The 17,351-nt window shown below is 59.6% G+C and carries 13 protein-coding genes; 7 read left to right on the plus strand and 6 right to left on the minus strand.

The annotated features are described in order from the left end of the window. Positions 1 to 28 precede the first annotated feature (28 nt). Positions 29 to 568 (minus strand): methyltransferase domain-containing protein, encoded by a 540-nt coding sequence (locus FJ527_RS21995; RefSeq protein WP_181166435.1) that lies wholly within the window; start codon positions 566 to 568, stop codon positions 29 to 31. Between the two features lie 1,685 nt (positions 569 to 2,253). On the opposite strand from FJ527_RS21995, the gene FJ527_RS22005 reads away from it, so the two are divergent. Both FJ527_RS22005 and FJ527_RS22010 read left to right on the plus strand, forming a co-directional pair. Next, positions 2,254 to 2,472, plus strand: coding sequence for a DUF768 domain-containing protein (locus tag FJ527_RS22005; RefSeq protein WP_140620481.1), 219 nt, complete (start codon positions 2,254 to 2,256; stop codon positions 2,470 to 2,472). 162 nt (positions 2,473 to 2,634) lie between these two features. Next, on the plus strand, positions 2,635 to 3,741 hold the full coding sequence (locus FJ527_RS22010; RefSeq protein WP_140824029.1) for a PAS domain S-box protein: 1,107 nt from the start codon (positions 2,635 to 2,637) through the stop codon (positions 3,739 to 3,741). A gap of 361 nt (positions 3,742 to 4,102) precedes the next feature. Here the strand turns inward: FJ527_RS22010 and FJ527_RS22015 are convergent, their stop codons facing one another. From FJ527_RS22015 to FJ527_RS22040, 3 genes are all read right to left on the minus strand, one after another. Continuing rightward, the gene (locus FJ527_RS22015; protein ID WP_318013337.1) at positions 4,103 to 4,276 is read right to left on the minus strand and encodes a hypothetical protein; all 174 of its coding nucleotides are present in this window, start codon (positions 4,274 to 4,276) and stop codon (positions 4,103 to 4,105) included. Between the two features lie 4,379 nt (positions 4,277 to 8,655). Next, on the minus strand, positions 8,656 to 8,901 hold the full coding sequence (locus FJ527_RS29855) for a YhjD/YihY/BrkB family envelope integrity protein (RefSeq protein WP_348642620.1): 246 nt from the start codon (positions 8,899 to 8,901) through the stop codon (positions 8,656 to 8,658). After that, entirely contained in the window at positions 8,871 to 9,518 is a 648-nt protein-coding gene (locus FJ527_RS22040) for a YihY/virulence factor BrkB family protein (RefSeq protein ID WP_281406539.1), read from the minus strand. The genes FJ527_RS29855 and FJ527_RS22040 overlap by 31 nt, the downstream gene beginning before the upstream one ends. A gap of 1,219 nt (positions 9,519 to 10,737) precedes the next feature. Here FJ527_RS22040 and FJ527_RS22045 point away from each other — a divergent pair. After that, positions 10,738 to 11,571, plus strand: coding sequence for a Ku protein (locus tag FJ527_RS22045; RefSeq protein ID WP_140620467.1), 834 nt, complete (start codon positions 10,738 to 10,740; stop codon positions 11,569 to 11,571). 363 nt (positions 11,572 to 11,934) lie between these two features. Here the strand turns inward: FJ527_RS22045 and FJ527_RS29385 are convergent, their stop codons facing one another. Next, positions 11,935 to 12,234 (minus strand): hypothetical protein, encoded by a 300-nt coding sequence (locus FJ527_RS29385; RefSeq protein WP_181166436.1) that lies wholly within the window; start codon positions 12,232 to 12,234, stop codon positions 11,935 to 11,937. 217 nt (positions 12,235 to 12,451) lie between these two features. On the opposite strand from FJ527_RS29385, the gene FJ527_RS22055 reads away from it, so the two are divergent. After that, positions 12,452 to 12,793 carry a hypothetical protein gene (locus FJ527_RS22055; RefSeq protein ID WP_140620465.1) on the plus strand — a complete coding sequence of 114 codons (342 nt, stop codon included), beginning with the start codon at positions 12,452 to 12,454 and terminating at the stop codon, positions 12,791 to 12,793. A gap of 147 nt (positions 12,794 to 12,940) precedes the next feature. Next, entirely contained in the window at positions 12,941 to 13,258 is a 318-nt protein-coding gene (locus tag FJ527_RS22060) for a YMGG-like glycine zipper-containing protein (protein ID WP_015316698.1), read from the plus strand. A 350-nt stretch (positions 13,259 to 13,608) separates the two neighbouring features. On the opposite strand, the gene FJ527_RS22065 is transcribed toward FJ527_RS22060, so the two are convergent. Then, on the minus strand, positions 13,609 to 15,051 hold the full coding sequence (locus FJ527_RS22065; protein WP_246677769.1) for a PLP-dependent aminotransferase family protein: 1,443 nt from the start codon (positions 15,049 to 15,051) through the stop codon (positions 13,609 to 13,611). Positions 15,052 to 15,322: 271 nt separating this feature from the next. On the opposite strand from FJ527_RS22065, the gene iolE reads away from it, so the two are divergent. Both iolE and FJ527_RS22075 read left to right on the plus strand, forming a co-directional pair. Further along, the gene (gene iolE / locus FJ527_RS22070) at positions 15,323 to 16,231 is read left to right on the plus strand and encodes a myo-inosose-2 dehydratase (protein ID WP_140620461.1); all 909 of its coding nucleotides are present in this window, start codon (positions 15,323 to 15,325) and stop codon (positions 16,229 to 16,231) included. 28 nt (positions 16,232 to 16,259) lie between these two features. After that, positions 16,260 to 17,351 carry an ABC transporter ATP-binding protein gene (locus FJ527_RS22075; RefSeq protein ID WP_140620459.1) on the plus strand — a complete coding sequence of 364 codons (1,092 nt, stop codon included), beginning with the start codon at positions 16,260 to 16,262 and terminating at the stop codon, positions 17,349 to 17,351.

The following is a 17,351-nucleotide window of genomic DNA, read 5'->3' on the forward strand; positions in this document are numbered from 1 at the left end:
CTTGCCGCGCTGGATCGGCGCGGACAGCTCAGCTTCGCACACCTGTCGCGACGACCCATGCCGTTTCCCTGGTCGGTTTTCGAAGCTCGGTCCTGCTGAACCCCACTCCTTGCAAAGCAGCGATGATCTCGTCAGGCTCGCGTGGGGTGAAAATGTCTGCTGGCATGTTCATCCGATCCATACGCGCCTTGGGAAGGAAGCCCACCACGATTCGCCCGCCAGGCGTGAGTATTCGTGCCAATTCCGAAGATCCGGCCTTGAGGCTTTCCCAGAAGTATACGGTGTGAACGCTGACGGCTTTGTCGAATGTCGCATCCCGCAACGGCAGTTTTTCAACTGCCCCGACGTGAAACTCGGCTCGTCCGGCGCGCACCGCATCGGCAAACTTGCGAGCGGCAGCGCTCGCCACATCCTGAGAGCGGTCAACACCGCAGACGAATGACGCGCCACGAACGAGCCGCGGCAGTGCTGCGCCGCCGCCGAATCCGACTTCCAGCACTCGGTCTTCAGGAACCAACTGCAATTGGTCGAGAGCGTAGCTGTTCAGTCGGGCGTTGCCCCGGTTCATACCGGCTCGGACGAGCCATCCGCCGAACCCAGCCGGCCAAGAAAGCTGTTTTGCTATGAACCTCGGCGCCATCACATTCCCAACCCCGTGCCGATGATAGGGCGCTTCACGGGTTGCCGGCAACCGATTAGTAGTTGATCCGCCGGCTACACGCCGCAGTCGGGCTTTGCCGTCGGCGGCAATTTTGCGGCAAAACTCGAAGTGCCATTGTGATCCAGAGTTAACGGAGCCGTCGCATCCGAATTGCTTCCAATTGCGCCTTTGGGGGCAGATGGCGCACATCTGAGGCTCAGCTGGGAAAGATGATAAGCGATGCGGTTGCCGGTTAAGCTCGGTCTTCCTGCCGATGCGCGATCAATCCACCGAACCGCTTATCCTGACGAACTAGCCTCCGTGCCCGCGTGGGCAAACCTCAGGTGAATCGCCGACCTTGATCCTCGCCAGGTGCTCTCTTGCTTCATTGACGCGGCGCTGGGCGCCTCTTATCGTGTCGCAGAGGGCGAGATCGATGCCCACGCCTAGCGCTTGTCCGCTCGACACGTTTCAGTTCCGACTCTGCTTGGCTCACACTCAGTCTGGCCTTGGCTAGTTCCAGTTCGAAATGTCCATCCATTGTGTCGGGTCCGTTGTAGCCCTTCCCTTGGGAAAGACTTATTTTCCGGTTTGGTTCCAGTCCAGCCTGCGAGTTCAAAGAATGCCCCAGAGACACACGCCAGTAGGCTCAGCCGGAACATAGTGTAGGCGGCCCTCCAAAGGTGACGTGTCGGACGAAGTAGTGAAATCTATCGGGAGACGATCCCAGGAGCTTCGCGCACGCGCGCCTGGTTGCGCCGAGACCGGTGCGGCCGCTACCAACTGGGATGGCCAGGCAGTGATTCGACTGCCGAGAGTGCCCAGCCTCACATTGACTCCTGGCAAGCCTCCCGATCCGCCGCCAATTGTGTCGTTCTAATACGCACATTTTTGGCACCAGTCTTGCACGGCCACTTCATCTTGGGAGAAGATGAGATGGCTCTATCCAATCAGCTGCTTGACAAAAACCTGACCTTCCAGTGTCCGAGCTGCAAAAACCCACTGGTCAGGAAAGGCTCCTGGGTCAAGTCCGTAACGACGTTCACCTGCAAGCGATGCGGCGAAAGGGTAAGGCTCTCTTACAGCGAGAAGCTTGAAATTTTCAGGGTGGGTGCCGCTACGCGCGACACTGGAACCTAACGCCGCGTTGTCTTCTTTGCTCGTGTGTTTGAACGACGCCGGCCAATGGCCACGATGCTAATTTCACATAAGCTGGCAACCGTTGCCAGTTAGGCTCGGCGGTTTGCCCTGCGAGATCAAGCCACCGAGCCGCCCTGGTCAAATGGGCCTTTCCACGCGGGCTGCAACATCTGGCTCCGCCGAAGTTCCGGAACCATTTTAGCTCGAACTAATTATATCGCGGTGGGGTAACAATCGCGGGGGCGTGAGTGGCCGAGTATCGAGTTGAGATCATGGCCGGCGGGTCGGTTGTGTCTTCGCAGGTCATGGCCCAGGTGCCATTCAAAGCGGCAGAAGCACACCTCGGCCGGCCGGTCACATTGAGGCACAAGGTAAAAAACTGGCTGCGTGTCACCGAAATAACGAAGCTTCGCTTACGTTCGTCGCCTGAGGGCTGCATGAGCACTCCCGGCGTCAATTTTGTGGACAAGTGAGTGAGCAGCAATTTGTCAGGCTTGGCCAGTCCAGACGTGATCTCGGTGGCCGCCGCAATCCAAAATCTTTTCTCCGCGGCCAAGGCGATCGGGGTCAGCAGTACCGAGATCGAAGCGACCGGCAGCTATGTGAAAGGGTGCTCGGAACGCCCATCCCGGCCGACCAAACTGTATTTGCTGACCGCGGCCTGCTCTTCACCGACCACCCCGAACCAATGATCCTGTAGTTCCTTCGGGTGAGTCCCTTTGATCCGCCGTCACCTTGGCGGCCTTCATGATCGTTCTCCACGACAATTAACTGCAAGTTTTCGCTTTGGGGACGCTCTGCAGACTTGCTATCGCGGTTCGACGCCTGCATTTTTCTGGAAGCAAGGAGATCGGATGCCCGTTCATTTGCCTGCCAAGAGGAATGGATTTTTGCGTTTCGGTCAGGGTGACATTGGTCCAGCCGCTGTGCCTCTCTATTTGGTGCCGCCTCCGCCCGATGAAGAAATCGGCGCTAAGGCCAGTGAAGACGCACGCGCTTGGCTTGCTTCCATCGTCGAGAGCTCTACCGACGCGATCCTGAGTAAGACGATTGAAGGCATCATCACCAGTTGGAATACCGGCGCCGAACGTATCTTCGGTTTTTCGGCCGAAGAAGCCGTCGGGCAATCGATACTCATCCTGATTCCCGAAGATCGACGGCAAGAGGAAGATGCCATTCTGGAGAGGATACGTCGGGGCGAGCGCGTCGAACATTTTGACACCATTCGGAAGCGCAAAGACGGCAGCCTGGTCGAGGTTTCGGTGACTGTCTCGCCTGTTCTGGGGAATGGTGGCACAATTCTGGGCGCATCCAAGATCGCGAGGGATATTTCCGAGAGGAGGCGAAACGAGAAACGGCGAAAGCTGCTGCTGAGGGAAATGAATCACCGAGTGAAGAATCTTTTTTCTGTCGCGTCGGCTTTGGTTTCGGTGAGTGAGCGGTCAGCGAGCAGTGCGGCCGAGTTGGCAGGCGACATGCGAGACCGGCTGGCCTCACTGGCCCGTGCCCATGATCTTATTTTGGCAGACCTCCGGGACGACGCCGAAATTCAACGCGAGACGACCCTCTTGGCACTGCTCAACGCGGTTCTTGCGCCGTACAAAAATGCGCCCCAGATCGGGACAAGCATCAAGGGGGTAGATGTCCCCCTCGGAAGCAGTGCCATGACATCGCTGGCGCTGATTATCAGCGAGTTCGCGACCAATGCGGCCAAACACGGTTGTTTTGCAAGCGCTGGAGGGAAATTGGATGTTCTGAGTATGATTGATGCCAAAAGCCTTCTTCTGATCTGGAGCGAAACCGGAGGTCCGGAGATTTATGGACCTGCTCACAGCTCGGGCTTCGGTACCCAGCTTGAGCAAGCAACCATTGCTGGGCTCGACGGCACAATTTCGCGCGACTGGGCGGCCGGTGGGTTGGTAATCTCCATGCGTGTGCCTCTGTCACGGCTCAAAAAATAAACCACTGTGCGCCAGTTTTCGGCCAGCATTGCATACGAGGAACATCTAACTTGGGCGCTGCATGAGGTCGCAAGGAGCAGAGACGCCCCCTGCGAGACTTCAACGTCGCAGCTCACATTAGTCCGATCAGCCCGCCAGCAATGCTGGCGCAAGCCACCTAGCAAGTGCTGCGACGAGAACCCGCACTCTGAGCGTCAATCCCGAAAGGTCCAAGCGGGCCTGAACACCGCCGCAAGAATGGCAGCTGGAGCGCCCCCCTAGCCAGCAACTCGTCGCGGTCGGGTCCCATGACGGCGATCAACGTGGGCGATTCCGCTGCCACAAGTTCGCCTGCGACTTTGTCGCTGCTTCGGCACGGGAGTCAAAGAGTCGGCTGAATGTCGGCGTGGTCGGCTACGTTCTCCGGCGAAAGATCGTCGACGAAGGAGGCCGCAATAAGATCGTCGCCATCGATACGGCCTAGTCCGTTTTCCATGATCGCGACGACTTTCTGGAAGGCCATTAATTCGTCTTCAGTGATCTCGGCCGCCTGCATTCGGGCTCGAAGGCTGGCGACGCGCATCCCCAAGGCACGGGGGATGTGACAGCTCCACTTAGCATCGTTCCATATCCTTTGGCTGGCGGCGGGGGAGGGCGGAGTTGTAATCTCGAATGCCGTGACTTGAACAGGCATCACTACGATGCAATCTGGCGGTTAGCGCTGTGAGCCTCAAGCACTGCCTCCTGCTCATGCTTGGCGAAGAGGGTGAGTTTGTCGGTATAAGTGATTCGAAACTGGCGTTGACATCCCTCGCAGCGGCGCGAGGAAACGACCTGAAACCAACTGCCTGCCCGTTTCAGCGCGAAACCGCAATGAGGACATTCGAACGTCATGTTGCACATCAGCAGTCGTCGAGAGAGTGCCATCTTCCACCAGCCTCACACCGGACAAATTTTGAGCTCCGACCCAACTTCACGCAGAATCGAAGGTTCCCGATGCTGGTCTTCGGTCGGAAGCAACCGGGACCAAAGTCCGGTTTAGAAAGCGCACGGGTAATGCTCAAGGCTGCTCCAACAAACCCGACGGTCTAATCGGATAGGCTGTCCAATCTCGGGCCATCTGACGCGCTCGGCTTGTTCTTTCCACAATGTTTATGGCGGTGGCGAGCAGTTCCCACGAAGCTGGACATTTTCTCCACGTCCTTTGTCCATGAGCACCGCGATGGCGCAGAAGAATGCTGCCTTCAGATGGATTGCCTGTGCCGGTCCGGCGGCTCTCGCGGGGAGGTCTGCCGCGTTCTCGGAAACCATGGCCATCGGCGATTGAACTGCCCAAAGAGCAGGGCGACCGACGCCGGTTGGGGGGCGGGGGAAACGTCGGTCGCCATCAAGGACAGGGACCATGGATTCAGCAAACTGCGTTGCGACTGGTCCTTGGAAGAGGAGAGCAGATTCGGATAGGAATAGCAACTTGCCCGTAGTGTTTCGGGGACCCTCGTCTCAGCCGGGCGGCTGGCCAGCCAAGATGATCATTCCCATCCTCCGCTCATGTCACTTGCGCTCATTGTGCCGTGGCGGCCACCGTTTTACGCAATTGCCGCCTGTCGATGGACTTCGCACGTCGAACACGTCGCTTGGCGGTGATCGGCGCGACCAAAGTAACGAGGGCCAGTTAACCGAGAAGAAATCAGTGAAGCCGAGGCGGGCCGTCAGTAAGGGCAAATTTGCACGCGTTCCAACACCCAGTTGGTAATGGTCCCGGTGCAACAGCTTGACCCGGCAATGGCGGTGGTGATGCCTAGAGTAGCGGTGCGGATACCGAGCCATATAACCAGGATAGTCACTGTGGTAGCGCGGGCCGCAATAGCGGCCGCCATAGTCGAACGGAGCCCCGTAGAACGCACCGCCCGAAAATGGCCAAAGCGCAAAAATAGTTGCCCGGACGTTGTCGGGACCGGTGGGCGGCCGGGCCCGGCTCTGCTGGAGTTGATCATCACCATAGACGTGCGTCGATGCTGGCGGCTGAGTGCCTGAAGCTGAAGGCTGAACCATTCCATGTCGACTCATGAGTGCTCTCCCTGGTCGGCTCCGATGCCTCGGAGGAACGCGGGGCTGTGTGTTTCGCCGCACTGGAGGTGGACTTGTCTTTCACCTCGTCAACCAAGGCATGGTCGCCAAGCGTCGCACCAGCCCCTATCGCACTGGGCCAAAGATGAACTGCCGGATAATCAAAACGCGACCGATGGAGTGCAGCGCGAGTCCGGCAGGCCTGCCATGGTGCTCATGGCGACGGACTGCTGCGCCCGGCGCGCCTTCGGCGCTTTCAAGGCTAGCAAACAAAAGCGCTTGCGAAAACCATGCAAGGAAAGCTCGGCGGACCAGTCCGAATGACAACGCTAACGGCTAAACCTTGTCAGGCGTGGAAAGGTCCGAGCGCGAGAAAAGCTGCGTCATGCAACGCTTGGACGACCTACAGGTGACACCACGGTTCGGCCAAAAAGCCTGGGCGGCCTACGCTGGCGCAAGCAGCGTCCTTGTGATTAGCGTTAAGCTCGCCTCATAGACACAGCACCCGGACTTGTCGCGGACCCATACCGCAAAATCGTTGAGGTCTGCCGGCAGCGGGTGGTCTGCCACGATTGCAGGCAGAAGCCGCTTCGCTTCCTCGCGCATGTCGCATAGACTCATCTCGACACCCAGATCATCGCGAGTGATCTGTCCATTCTCAATCGTGTCGAAGAAGTATAGCGGCATAACGTTGGTGAACCTGCCGGATTGGGCTTGGTTCCATGATGGTATGGTTAGGCACTTACCGCTTCGTATCATCGGTTGCTAAGATTGTCGGGTTTCTGGCGGCCCGGTATTCCGATTCCCAAGGCAGCCCCTCGAATTCGGGCTGGTATCCAGACGCTCTGTAAACGTCCTGCGATAGGTAACTGCACCTGGTTCCCTCTCTCACGCAGACAAATGCTGGGATACCGGGGCACCGGTAAACGCCAACTATGTGCGAAACGAGACTGTTCATAGTTGTAGGCTTTTCACAGCCTACGATTGTCGTCTCCATCTATTTTGATGAAACCGTGGTTCGCATCCGTTGAACCGCATCGAAGAACCGAACGACCCCAGTGCGCGCCTGGTTTGTGTCATCCCCGCGTTCAATCGCGACTGACAACAGATGCGTAGCCGTTTCCAACCAAAGCTCGGCCGCTTCGTCATTCGGAAGCCGAGCTATTGCGTCGGCGACGTCATAACCGATGCACGCTCTCGGCTGACAGGAAAGGCAGAAACTGACATGGGCTAAACCGTTCGAGCATGGCCGCCTTGGGTATTAATCCGGCGAGGCAGACTAAAACAACAGTCCGTGCCGGAACACCTCTGCTCGGCAACTATCCACTGCTTTCATAACCCCTTACAGACTCCGTGGCCCCGTTGTGGTCAGGAACCCGCCGGGCCGGCGGCGAAGGCATGCAGCGGCCGCCAACCCAATCCGTCAAGACGTGATCGTCGGCACGGCGAAGCCCTTGCGGCGAAGAGAATGTAACGGTCGCTTCGCTGCCACATTCAGAGAAGATCACTTGAATGACCTCACCACGGCTCTGCTGTGGGACTGCGACCGTGGCCTATCTGGCGCAAAGCGCCTAACGCGGCAATGGCAGCCTGGCTGCTAGGATCGAAACCGCGTTTGTTCGCAGGAAGTGGCATGTAGCTGCCGCGAAAAGACGAGTTGGAAAGAAAACGCGGTGCTCGGGGTGACATGTACGACGTCCACGGCGCCCGGGCGATTACCGCGCGCGCTTGTGAGTTCCTGGATCGCGGGCGGTCAATCAGGAGCGTTGGAGTTCCTAACCGCGCGCATTGTGTCCCTCCGGGGAGAGGGTGCTCGGCCTCACCGGGCGATGAGAGAGACTTACGATTTCACGCAACCAAGTCAGTTTGCCGGCATTGATATCTTGAAGCGCCGGAGGAGGCTCATGCTACATTATAGCGTGCCCCGGGAATTTGAGATCGGTGACGAGGTCGCCTTGAAGGGCACCGTCGCCTCAATACTGCCCAGCGGACGTGCCCAAGTAAACATTCCGTCTTATGGTCAACCCTATTCGGTTGACCCGCCACCCAAAACCCGCGCTGGAGATGAGGTCGTTCTCGTCGGGGATATCATCCGTATCGATCGCAAAGCCGACAAGCTGACAGTGCGGATTGACTGTGGGGGTGTAATTACTGTCGGACGCTCTGCAATTACCAGGTTGAGGAGGCACCGTTGGCCCTCGTCGCGCTGACACTCGTGCAAAGCCTGCCCAACGCCCGCCCGATGAGTTGCCGGGCAATCTCGCGGAGCGCCATGCCGCTAAGGTTTCTCGTCCAGCATGAGGCCCGACGTCGCGTGGTCCCTCAGAAGCGCTGCGGTTCGCAGGTGGCCGCAGTCTGCAAGCGGCTAACCTTGTTCGTTGCGCTCACCAGTCTGCGCGGCACCCGCCTCCGAAAAGGAGCGGCGTCGCGGTTGGCCCGTTGGTGAAAGACGGCCCTGCTCACGGCCAATTTGTTTGCCGAAATTGTACGCCAGACAGAGAGCGCCGAGTTGAACGAGTAAGCGTATCATGGAGGTCTCCTTTCTTGCCATCAAACCAGCCCTGTGCGTTTAGGTTCCAGTTCGGCTTTTCCGGAGGCTGAGCGTTGAGGCGTAGGGCAACATGTTCGATGGGGTCATAGGAGAGTAAGTGACGAAGGCCCGCTGTGCCATGCGTCGTCTCGAACCCGTGTCAGTATCGCGGGGGGACCGCTGGCGACGGGTCCGAAAACGACGGGTGGTTCCTGGGTCGCCCATGGCGAAGTCGATGGTTCGTAGCCCTGGCGATCCGTCTTCGCTCCAGGAACAACAATCCCGCACTTTTGCCAATCGCGTCTTCGCCCCGTATCCGGCCGCTCTGCGGCCGTGGCTCAACCCGATGAAGCCTCACCTAAGGGTCGCCGGCTTCCATGTTCAAAAGAGTAGGCGTGAGTGAATTCGGCACCAAGAAGAAAAATTAGCGAGGAGTAGTAGATCCAGAGCAGCACAATGATCAACGCGCTGGCGGCTCCGAATGACGATCCCATCGCGCTGCTACCCAAGTACAAGCCGATCAGGCTCTTGCCAGCCGTGAACAGCGCGGCCGTCACAAACGCTCGAACCACACGTCGCGCCACTCCAGATGGCGGTCCGGCAGGACCTTGTAGATGGCGGCGAAGAGCACTGCTATCAGCAGGTAGGAAATCAAGACATTCAGCCCTTCGATCAAGATTGATCCGAACGGCAAAAGCCGATTTATCGTGTCGCCTAGCGCGGTAATGGCGGCGCTCACAGCAAGCGAAACGATCAGCAAGAAGCCAAGGGCGATCACCAGTCCCAAGCTGGCCGTCCGTGCACGGATTAAGCGAGAGACGGAGCCCCCCTGGGGCTTTGCTTTCCAGATCTCATTCAAGGCGGTCTGCATCTCACCGAACACGCCCGACGCTGTCAGCAACAATGTCACCAGGCCTACAATCGTGGCGATGGCACCAGACGACCGGTTGGAGGCACTTTGCAGTACGCTTTGTATGACATCCGCGCTTTGACCGCCCATCAGGCCCGTCAATTGTCCCGCGACGGCATCGCGCGCGGCGCTTTGGCCAAATACCAGGCCTGCTACGGCCACGACCAACAACAGAATGGGTCCCAGAGAGGTCACGGCGAAGAACGCCATTGCGGCGCCATGACTGAAAGCGCTGTCGCCGATGAAGCCGGCCACACTCGATTTCGTAATTCGCCAGGTCTTGTCCAGCATCTCTTTTTCCCGCTACCGATTGCGAAACCTGAACGATCAGAAGTTTCGCCCCGCGCGGTGACCGTCTCCAGGCTCGGCCACCTGTGGATTTTGTTCCGCGGCAGCGCAAAGGGCAGATGGTCAACCGCGATCGCCGTCAAACAAGAAGATCGGTTGATTGTTCCTGTCGAGTTAGCCCAGTGCGGTGCAATGGCGCCGGAGAACCCCATGGAGGGCGATCACGCCGGCGCGTCCGCCGGAGTGATACGGCGAGGCGTAGCTGCCGGGTTTCGACATTTTGCCAGTTTCGGTGCTGACAAGATCAGGTCTGCGAGCCACCAGTTTGGGAACGCAACTCGACGAGCGAGCGAACGCTGCCCAGGGCCATGAGGTCTGAGAACTCACAAAATGTCGGTGGTGATGACCAAGACGATTCCGATTGCTGCTAGGGCCATGATCAAGATCATTGCGGCCTCGAAACTTCCTCCGACCCGGCGTATGCGGTCCATCATTTTGAGGCTCCGCTACGGCGGCCTATTTTCCGTTTGCGAACAAACACGGAAAGCTGCTCCAGCGGAATCACCAATGTTAGCGCCTCCGAAAAATCGGGCCGCACACGACCTGGCACTCGCCCGCCGCGTTTCCACCGATCTCTTCGGACAGGGATCGCCCTTAAGGCGGCTGCTTCCGCGACACTGGGCAGGTCATCTGGAGCCGTTGCACTCCTGGTGGACGCCGTTTTGATGCAACTCGAACACCTTGCTGGCGTCAAGACACTGCCGGCATTAGGACTTCTGAACCCCGCCATTTGCCAACCGATCGGAGAGGCAAGGACGCTAGCAGGAGAAATTCGCGTTTCAGCTAATCCACGTCTCTAACACCGCCGGTTAGAGCGTTGAAAGCGGATCTGTATATAGGCGGTGGCCATTCGCATGCTGCAAGGGAAACCCGACTGGGGACATGGTCAGTCGATGCGCCATGTACAGGCGCGGAGAGGCCGGCTTACGCTTGGCTCGAGCTGACTTAAATGAGGTTGCACGGTGGGCACATCACCGGCAGCGCCGTCGCGGCCGCGCATGCGCGAACGCGGTCGTCTACCGGTCCACAGCATTCCCCGGGATGTCCGCGCTGTCGTAATTACCAGCCCGATGGCGGCGACCGAGTAGCGGAGCCGGGGTGCGCCGACGGAACAGGTGGCGACTTCGTGTGTTCTTACTGACGGCAGACAAGGAGCGATGTCATGGCGGCACCCCGCGCGGTTTGGAAAGGCTTCCTGAAGATCGGGTCGGTTTCGTGCGGCGTGAAGATGGTCGGTGCAACCAGCGAGGCCTCGAAGATCCATTTCAAGATACTGAACCGGAAAGATGGGCTGCCCGTCAAAAGCGCTTATGTCGACGAAGAGACTGGCGATGTCGTGGAGGGCGAGGATCAGGTCAAGGGTTACGAGGTAGACAAGGACCATTTCATCAAGATCGAGCCCGATGAGATCAAGAAGCTCAAGCTGACATCGGCCCACACACTTGAGGTGGATTCATTTGTCGCAATTGAGGATGTCGACACTCGATATCTGGAAAAGCCCTATTATCTGATCCCGGCGGACGGCGCCTCGCTCGAAGCCTTTTCGGTTCTTCGTGACGCGATGGCGAACAAGCGCGTGGCCGCGCGCTCTTGCGTGGTGCTCTACCAGCGCGGGCGCGAGGTGCTGATCCAGCCCTTCCAGAAGGGGATGCTGCTGACCGAGCTGCGCACTCACGACGAGATGACGTCGGAAAAGACCGTGTTCAATGGCTTGGAAAGCCCTAAATACGATGAAGACCTTCTTGAAATAGCCGGGCTGTTGATCGACAAGAAAGTCACCAAGTTCGATCCGTCGAAGTTCGAAGACACGTACGAGGATGCGTTGATTGCCATGATCGACGCCAAGCGCAAGGGAAAAGCACCGCCCAAGCCGGCGCCGGCGCCAAAAGAAAACGTCATCGACCTGGCCTCGGTGCTTCGCAAGAGCCTTGCCAAGGAAGGCATCAAGGGCGGCACCAAATCCAAGGGCCGAAAATCGGGTAGGGATGCTGCGTAACGCGCGAAGCCGATCTGCTCTGTTGCCGTAGAACCTCGCAGGCCACCTACGGAACCGGGTCTGCCGCGGCACGATATTCGTCCGGCTCCAGTCATACGCGCCCCCAGCGATATTTTGATGGGACCGGATCCTGCCGTGCCAACTCCGCCCGGGAGGCGCGGCGCAAAAGTGACTGGGCTTATTCCATGTCTGGCATCGGCGATGACGAAGAGGGTTGTGGGCCGTAGTCGCCCAATGCAGCGTCCGCATCTCGGCTTCAGGCAATCACGCCGACATGCTTCGAGGCGAGCGCCTTGGCGATCCTAATCACCCGCTCCTCGCTTTGCTGATCAGTCGGGCCGTAACCCGTGAACAGTTCTCTATCTAGGCCGCGGTCGAATGCCACGACGACGATGAGTTCGGCTCTTTCTGAGAAGGCGGATCGCAGTCCCACATCAATCCAACAACTCGATCGCCGCCTTGTTGGCATCCATCCATATCCTCGTCCTGCACGGGAGCTTGATCGTCGTGACAGCCTGCATCGCCCCAAGTTTCAACCGCGGACATCCCATCTGCTGCCTGCTCGGACGAGATGCGCGCCGCCGCAAACACAGCCTTAGTAGCCTCGATGGCGCGCTGCTCCTCTGTTGAGGAACCTCCTTCGATCTCCAGCTGAAGTCTCATCGTTCGCCTTCCTGTCATGGGCCAGCAGTGAACAAAATAAGAACAAAAGGTCAAGGATTGGCCTTGACGAGACAGGAATATATTCCTTATTCCTGAAAGCAGATGAGCAGGAGAGGCTTGTGCCGGGCGCCAAAAAACGGCGGCGGCGAGGCTAGTTCGAAGGACGTGGTCGTTCGGACCGGAACTCCACCCTCCGGAACCCAAGAGGATGTTCAACATGCACGACCTGATCGCCTTCTTCCAAACGAATGCCGCATTGGTCATCGGCAACCCCATAGCGTTTGCCACCTTTTCAGTTCTGTTCGGGAGCGGAGGATTCGTCGCCGGCCGCTACTTTCTAACCGAGCGCATCGCGAACTTGGAAAGCCGCATCACGAGGCGCGATGAAGAAATCGCAGCGCTGAAAACTGGAGGTAGGAAAAAGGCTGAAGAGCCGTCGCTCATCCCAATATTCGGCACGTCAGTGATTGAGAGCAATGCAACGCCGCTGCTGGGAAAATGGCCGGACCGGCGCCAATCAGGGAAACTGTCAGCACCGCCACGGGAACGTCGTGCCTAACAATCTGGCTGATTAGGGCCCGTTTTAGATCAACGTTCAACCAGCGAGAAACCATGTCTCACTTCGTGAGACAGCCCGCCGCCGTTCCGCCGCAATGCCGCAGCACTTGGCGCGATCGGCCCTCGCGGCCTCAAGGAGGTTCCTCAGATGAGACTCAACAAAGCGGTTTTGGCTGTCCTGATGACGGCAGCTCTGGCAGGCTGCGAAACGCAGACGGAAGGCCAGCAGCGGGCAACTACGGGCGCTCTGCTGGGCGGCGCCGGCGGCGCCCTGGTCGGCCAGGCTATTGGCGGCAACACGAAGAGCACCGTGATCGGCGCGGCCGGCGGCGCGTTGCTAGGAGCAGTGGTCGGCTCCGCCACCACCCCGCAGCGTCGTGAGGATCAGCTCTGCCGGTACCAGGACCGCTACGGCCGAATTTACACCGCGCCGTGCGATGACCGGTACTACAACGGCAATTATTGAGAAGGCGCGGTAGGCTCGCTCGATGGTATGTTAATGCGCCACGCATCTGTGGCGGATGAACAGAGACACCGCTATGCCTGCACAGGGGGGCACATGCGAGGCGGTTGACTGGGTATCTGGTCGGGATTTGCTTGGCCATTGTGAGCCAATCAGGTCCTGGGCCAATGCGATGTTACGATTTGCGCAAGGGCCAGATCGAACTGAATCGGGACAACTCCGACGTCGGACGCCGACCCGAGACCGTTCAGCGCCCGTCCCCGCCAGGTGAGGTCAGCAGCCAGGTGTTCGGCAAGTCATGGCGAAGGATTTCGAGGTGATGCCGGCTCCCGCTTCCTGGCAGGCCGACGGGTTTATAACAAAGTCCGTACCTGCTCGATGGCCTGGCGCAGACGTCGGATTCCCGCTTCGCTGTCGGCCTTGTTGCAGGCGGCATAGCCAAGCACGAGGCCATTCCCGGAGGATGACCAGTAATATTTCGAAAGCGGCGATGCGTTGACACCGAGTTTGTCGGCGCATTGCACGACCGCCCGATCGTCGCAACTTCCGTGAAGCGAAGCAACGACCTGGATTCCGGCTTCCGCCGCCGAAAGGGTCATGTGATCGGCCAGTTCGGTCTGGCACAATTCGTAGAAAAGCTTGCGGCGCTCGGCGTAGATGCGCCGCATGCGCTTCAGATGGCGGGTCATGTGGCCTTCATCGATGAAATCGGCCAGTGCTGCCTGCAGCAGGAGGGGCGCGAACTGCCCAGTGGTGCTCAGCGCATGCGGAATGCCCTCGCACAAGGCGGCGGGCAGGACCATGAACCCCAGCCTGAGCGCCGGAAACAGCAACTTGGCAAAGGTGCCGACATAGATGACCCGGTCCGCGCAATCCATGCTCTGTATGGCGGGCACCGGCCTTCCTTGAAATCTGTACTCACCGTCGAAATCATCTTCAATGATCCAGGAATTGTTGCGCTCGGCGATTTCGAACAGCCGCAGCCGCTGGTCCATGCGCATCGTGATTCCCAAGGGGTGCTGGCAGGCGGGCGTCACATAGATCAGGCGCGGTGAAATCTCGGGCTGGCTCATTTGCCATCCATCGCGGTCGACAACAAGCGGCACAATGTTGGCGCCAGCGACGGTGAAGGTTGCCTTGGCCGCGTAGTAGCCCGGTTCCTCCAGCCAGACTGTGTCGCCCGGATCGAGCAGCAGACGCGCCAGCAGATCGAACGCCGCCTGCGCCCCCGTCGTTACGACGATCTGTTCGGGAGAACATCGCACCCCTCTGGCCGAGGTCAGGTAGCCGGCAATCGCCTCCTTGAGCGCCGGCAGGCCGGTCACATGATAGGTGCCGAACAACATGTCGGCGCCAAACGTTGCCCGGCGTGCGAGCAGCCTGCCCCAGACGCCAAACGGGAAGTTTTGTGGGTCCGGCATGCCCGGATGAAAGGCGAAGCGCCCTGGCGCTCCATGATGGAAGGGTTGCTGCATCAGGCTCTCGCCGCGCCTCGAAAGCGGGCGGCGGATCGCCACGGCCGTGGGTTTGCCACCTTGATCGGTCGAGTTCACGGGCAGGTCGATGACCACCGGTCGCGCGCCCTGCCGGTTCGTAAGATAACCTTCCGTCGCCAGTTGGTCATACGCAGCCACGATAGTGTTGCGGGCGAGGCCCAGATCCTCAGCCAGCGCGCGCGTCGACGGCAATTCCGATCCCGGTGCCAGACGACGCTCACGGATCATCGCGGCAATCTGCCGGTAGAGCTGGCGATGAATCGGTTCATCCACAGTCCGATTGATCATCAGCGCGTCCATCGGAAAGCCTTGGCGCTTACGCCTCGATAGCTGCATTGGAAAAGCCTCGCGGGATGAGAGCGGATCGAGCTTAGACGAGCGCCGCGCGAAGTGAAACTGGCACCTTCACTTCTCACCGAACTGGCTCTCGCGATGGAGACAGATCGGCGCTTAAATGAAAGGAAGAGGGAACAACGGGCCCAGACACCACGAGCCGACGCCTTCATCGACCTGATTGGTTTTGATGAGGCACCGCCAGCAAATGGCCCGGCCTGTCCGATGAGGAACGATGATGGCTGTCTGCATAGGCATAAATCCGATTACCTGGAGCAATGACGACGTGCCCGAGCTGGGCGGGGATACCCCACTCGAGGTCTGCCTTTCCGAAACGGCCGAAGCCGGCTACGCGGGAACGGAACTCGGCGGCAAGTTCCCGCGTGCCAGCAAGGACCTCGCCGTGGCTCTCGCGACCCATGGTCTTAGACTGGTCTCCGGCTGGTACGATGGCCGGATCTGCGAAAAGGAGGTCGAGGAGGAATTCGACGCCATCCTGCCGCATCTGACGCTGCTGCGCGACCTCGGCGCCAAGCACGTCGTCTACGCCGATACGTCGCGTGGCCGCCATGGCGCCATTCACGATCCGATCTCGCAGCGTCCCAAGCTCGCCGACGACGAGTGGAGATCCTACGGCAAGAAGATAACGCGACTGGCTGAACGGTTCGCCGATTTTGGCGTTGGCATGGCCTTTCACCACCACATGGGGACAATCGTCGAGACGGATCACGAGATCGGCAGGCTGATGGCCGGTTCAGGGCAAGCCGTTGGCCTCCTCTATGACACCGGCCATTGCCTGTTTTCCGGCGGCGATGCCGAGACGTTGCTGCGGCATCACATCGGTCGCGTCGTTCACGTGCATTGCAAGGATGTGCGGCCCGATGTGCTGAAGCGCGCTCGCGCCCTGGATATGAGTTTCATGGGCGCGGTGATGGAAGGCATCTTCACCGTGCCCGGCGATGGGTCCATCGACTATCCGACGCTTTTAGGGGTGCTGGCTGACAATGGCTATGCCGGCTGGCTGGTGGTCGAGGCCGAACAGGATCCGAGCAAGGCCCATCCCCTTACCTATGCGACGATGGGCTATCGCAACCTGCACGACCTGGCCCTCAGAGCCGGTTTCGAGGTCGAGGAACGGGAGAACTGATACGCTTAGGGCGCGCTGGGTAGCGGCAATGAGTTCTGTCCTGTACCAAAGTGTAGTCAAGAACTACGGCGCGCTGAACGTCTTGCGCTCGCTTGACCTCGCAGTCCCCGACCACATGTTCCTGGCCCTGCTCGGTCCTTCGGGTTGCGGCAAGACGACGGCGTTGCGCATCCTTGCCGGTCTCGACATGCCGAGCGCCGGCAAGCTCTTCATCGGTGAGCGTGACGTAACCCGGCTGCAGCCGCGCGACCGCGACATCGCCATGGTCTTCCAGAGCTATGCGCTCTATCCGCAGATGACCGTCGCTGAGAACATCGGCTATCCTCTATGGATTCGCGGCATGCCGGATGCCTCGCGCCGCGCCAAGATTGACGAGGTCGCCGCGGTCCTTGAGATCGGCCACCTGCTCGATCGCCGGCCGCGCCAGCTTTCGGGCGGGCAGAGGCAGCGCGTGGCGCTTGCGCGGGCCATCGTTCGCGATCCGGCCGCTTTCCTGATGGACGAGCCGCTGTCGAACCTTGACGCACGCCTGCGCCTGACCATGCGCGGCGAGATCAAGCGGCTTTGCCAGCGGCTTGGCGCAACAACCCTCTACGTCACGCACGATCAGGTCGAGGCCTTGACCATGGCCGACTTCGTCGCGGTCATGCACGCCGGTGAACTGCAGCAGATGGCGCCGCCGGCCGATATCTACGACCGCCCGGCCAACCGTTTCGTTGCCACCTTCGTCGGCAACCCGCCGATGAACATTCTGCCGGTCGCGCTTGCTGAACAATGCATCGCAGTCGGCGGAGCAATGGTTCCGATACAGGCGCCCCGGCTGGCGACATGCCGCGCTGCGCGGGCGGTCGAGATCGGACTGCGGCCGGAGGACATGAGTGTTGTAGCACCCGGCACGCGGGCCGCTCTACCCGGCGAGATCTATGTCGTCGAACCGATGGGCAACGAGACCTTGGTCAATGTCCGCATCGGCAGCGGCAATGTCTCGGTTCGTGCCGGCCGCGACTTCCGGGGGGCGGTGGGCGCCAACATCGGGCTCACTTTCGATGTGTCGAATGCATGCTTCTTCAATTCCGCCGGCCTGACGGCCGTCCACAGGGTCAACAGTGATGGAGAGTGA

The organism is Mesorhizobium sp. B2-4-18 (assembly GCF_006441385.1).
In the GTDB taxonomy this organism is placed as follows: Bacteria; Pseudomonadota; Alphaproteobacteria; order Rhizobiales; family Rhizobiaceae; genus Mesorhizobium; species Mesorhizobium australicum.

What these genes read in the sequence shown, in the direction of transcription:
- FJ527_RS29385 (WP_181166436.1), bottom strand. Translation starts at nt 12,234, where the DNA reads ATGAGACTTCAGCTGGAGATCGAAGGAGGTTCCTCAACAGAGGAGCAG.
- FJ527_RS22040 (WP_281406539.1), bottom strand. Translation starts at nt 9,518, where the DNA reads ATGCTGGACAAGACCTGGCGAATTACGAAATCGAGTGTGGCCGGCTTC.
- FJ527_RS22065 (WP_246677769.1), bottom strand. Translation starts at nt 15,051, where the DNA reads ATGGACGCGCTGATGATCAATCGGACTGTGGATGAACCGATTCATCGC.
- FJ527_RS22075 (WP_140620459.1), top strand. Translation starts at nt 16,260, where the DNA reads ATGAGTTCTGTCCTGTACCAAAGTGTAGTCAAGAACTACGGCGCGCTG.
- FJ527_RS21995 (WP_181166435.1), bottom strand. Translation starts at nt 568, where the DNA reads ATGAACCGGGGCAACGCCCGACTGAACAGCTACGCTCTCGACCAATTG.
- FJ527_RS22045 (WP_140620467.1), top strand. Translation starts at nt 10,738, where the DNA reads ATGGCGGCACCCCGCGCGGTTTGGAAAGGCTTCCTGAAGATCGGGTCG.
- FJ527_RS22055 (WP_140620465.1), top strand. Translation starts at nt 12,452, where the DNA reads ATGCACGACCTGATCGCCTTCTTCCAAACGAATGCCGCATTGGTCATC.
- iolE (WP_140620461.1), top strand. Translation starts at nt 15,323, where the DNA reads ATGGCTGTCTGCATAGGCATAAATCCGATTACCTGGAGCAATGACGAC.
- FJ527_RS22015 (WP_318013337.1), bottom strand. Translation starts at nt 4,276, where the DNA reads ATGCAGGCGGCCGAGATCACTGAAGACGAATTAATGGCCTTCCAGAAA.
- FJ527_RS22010 (WP_140824029.1), top strand. Translation starts at nt 2,635, where the DNA reads ATGCCCGTTCATTTGCCTGCCAAGAGGAATGGATTTTTGCGTTTCGGT.
- FJ527_RS22060 (WP_015316698.1), top strand. Translation starts at nt 12,941, where the DNA reads ATGAGACTCAACAAAGCGGTTTTGGCTGTCCTGATGACGGCAGCTCTG.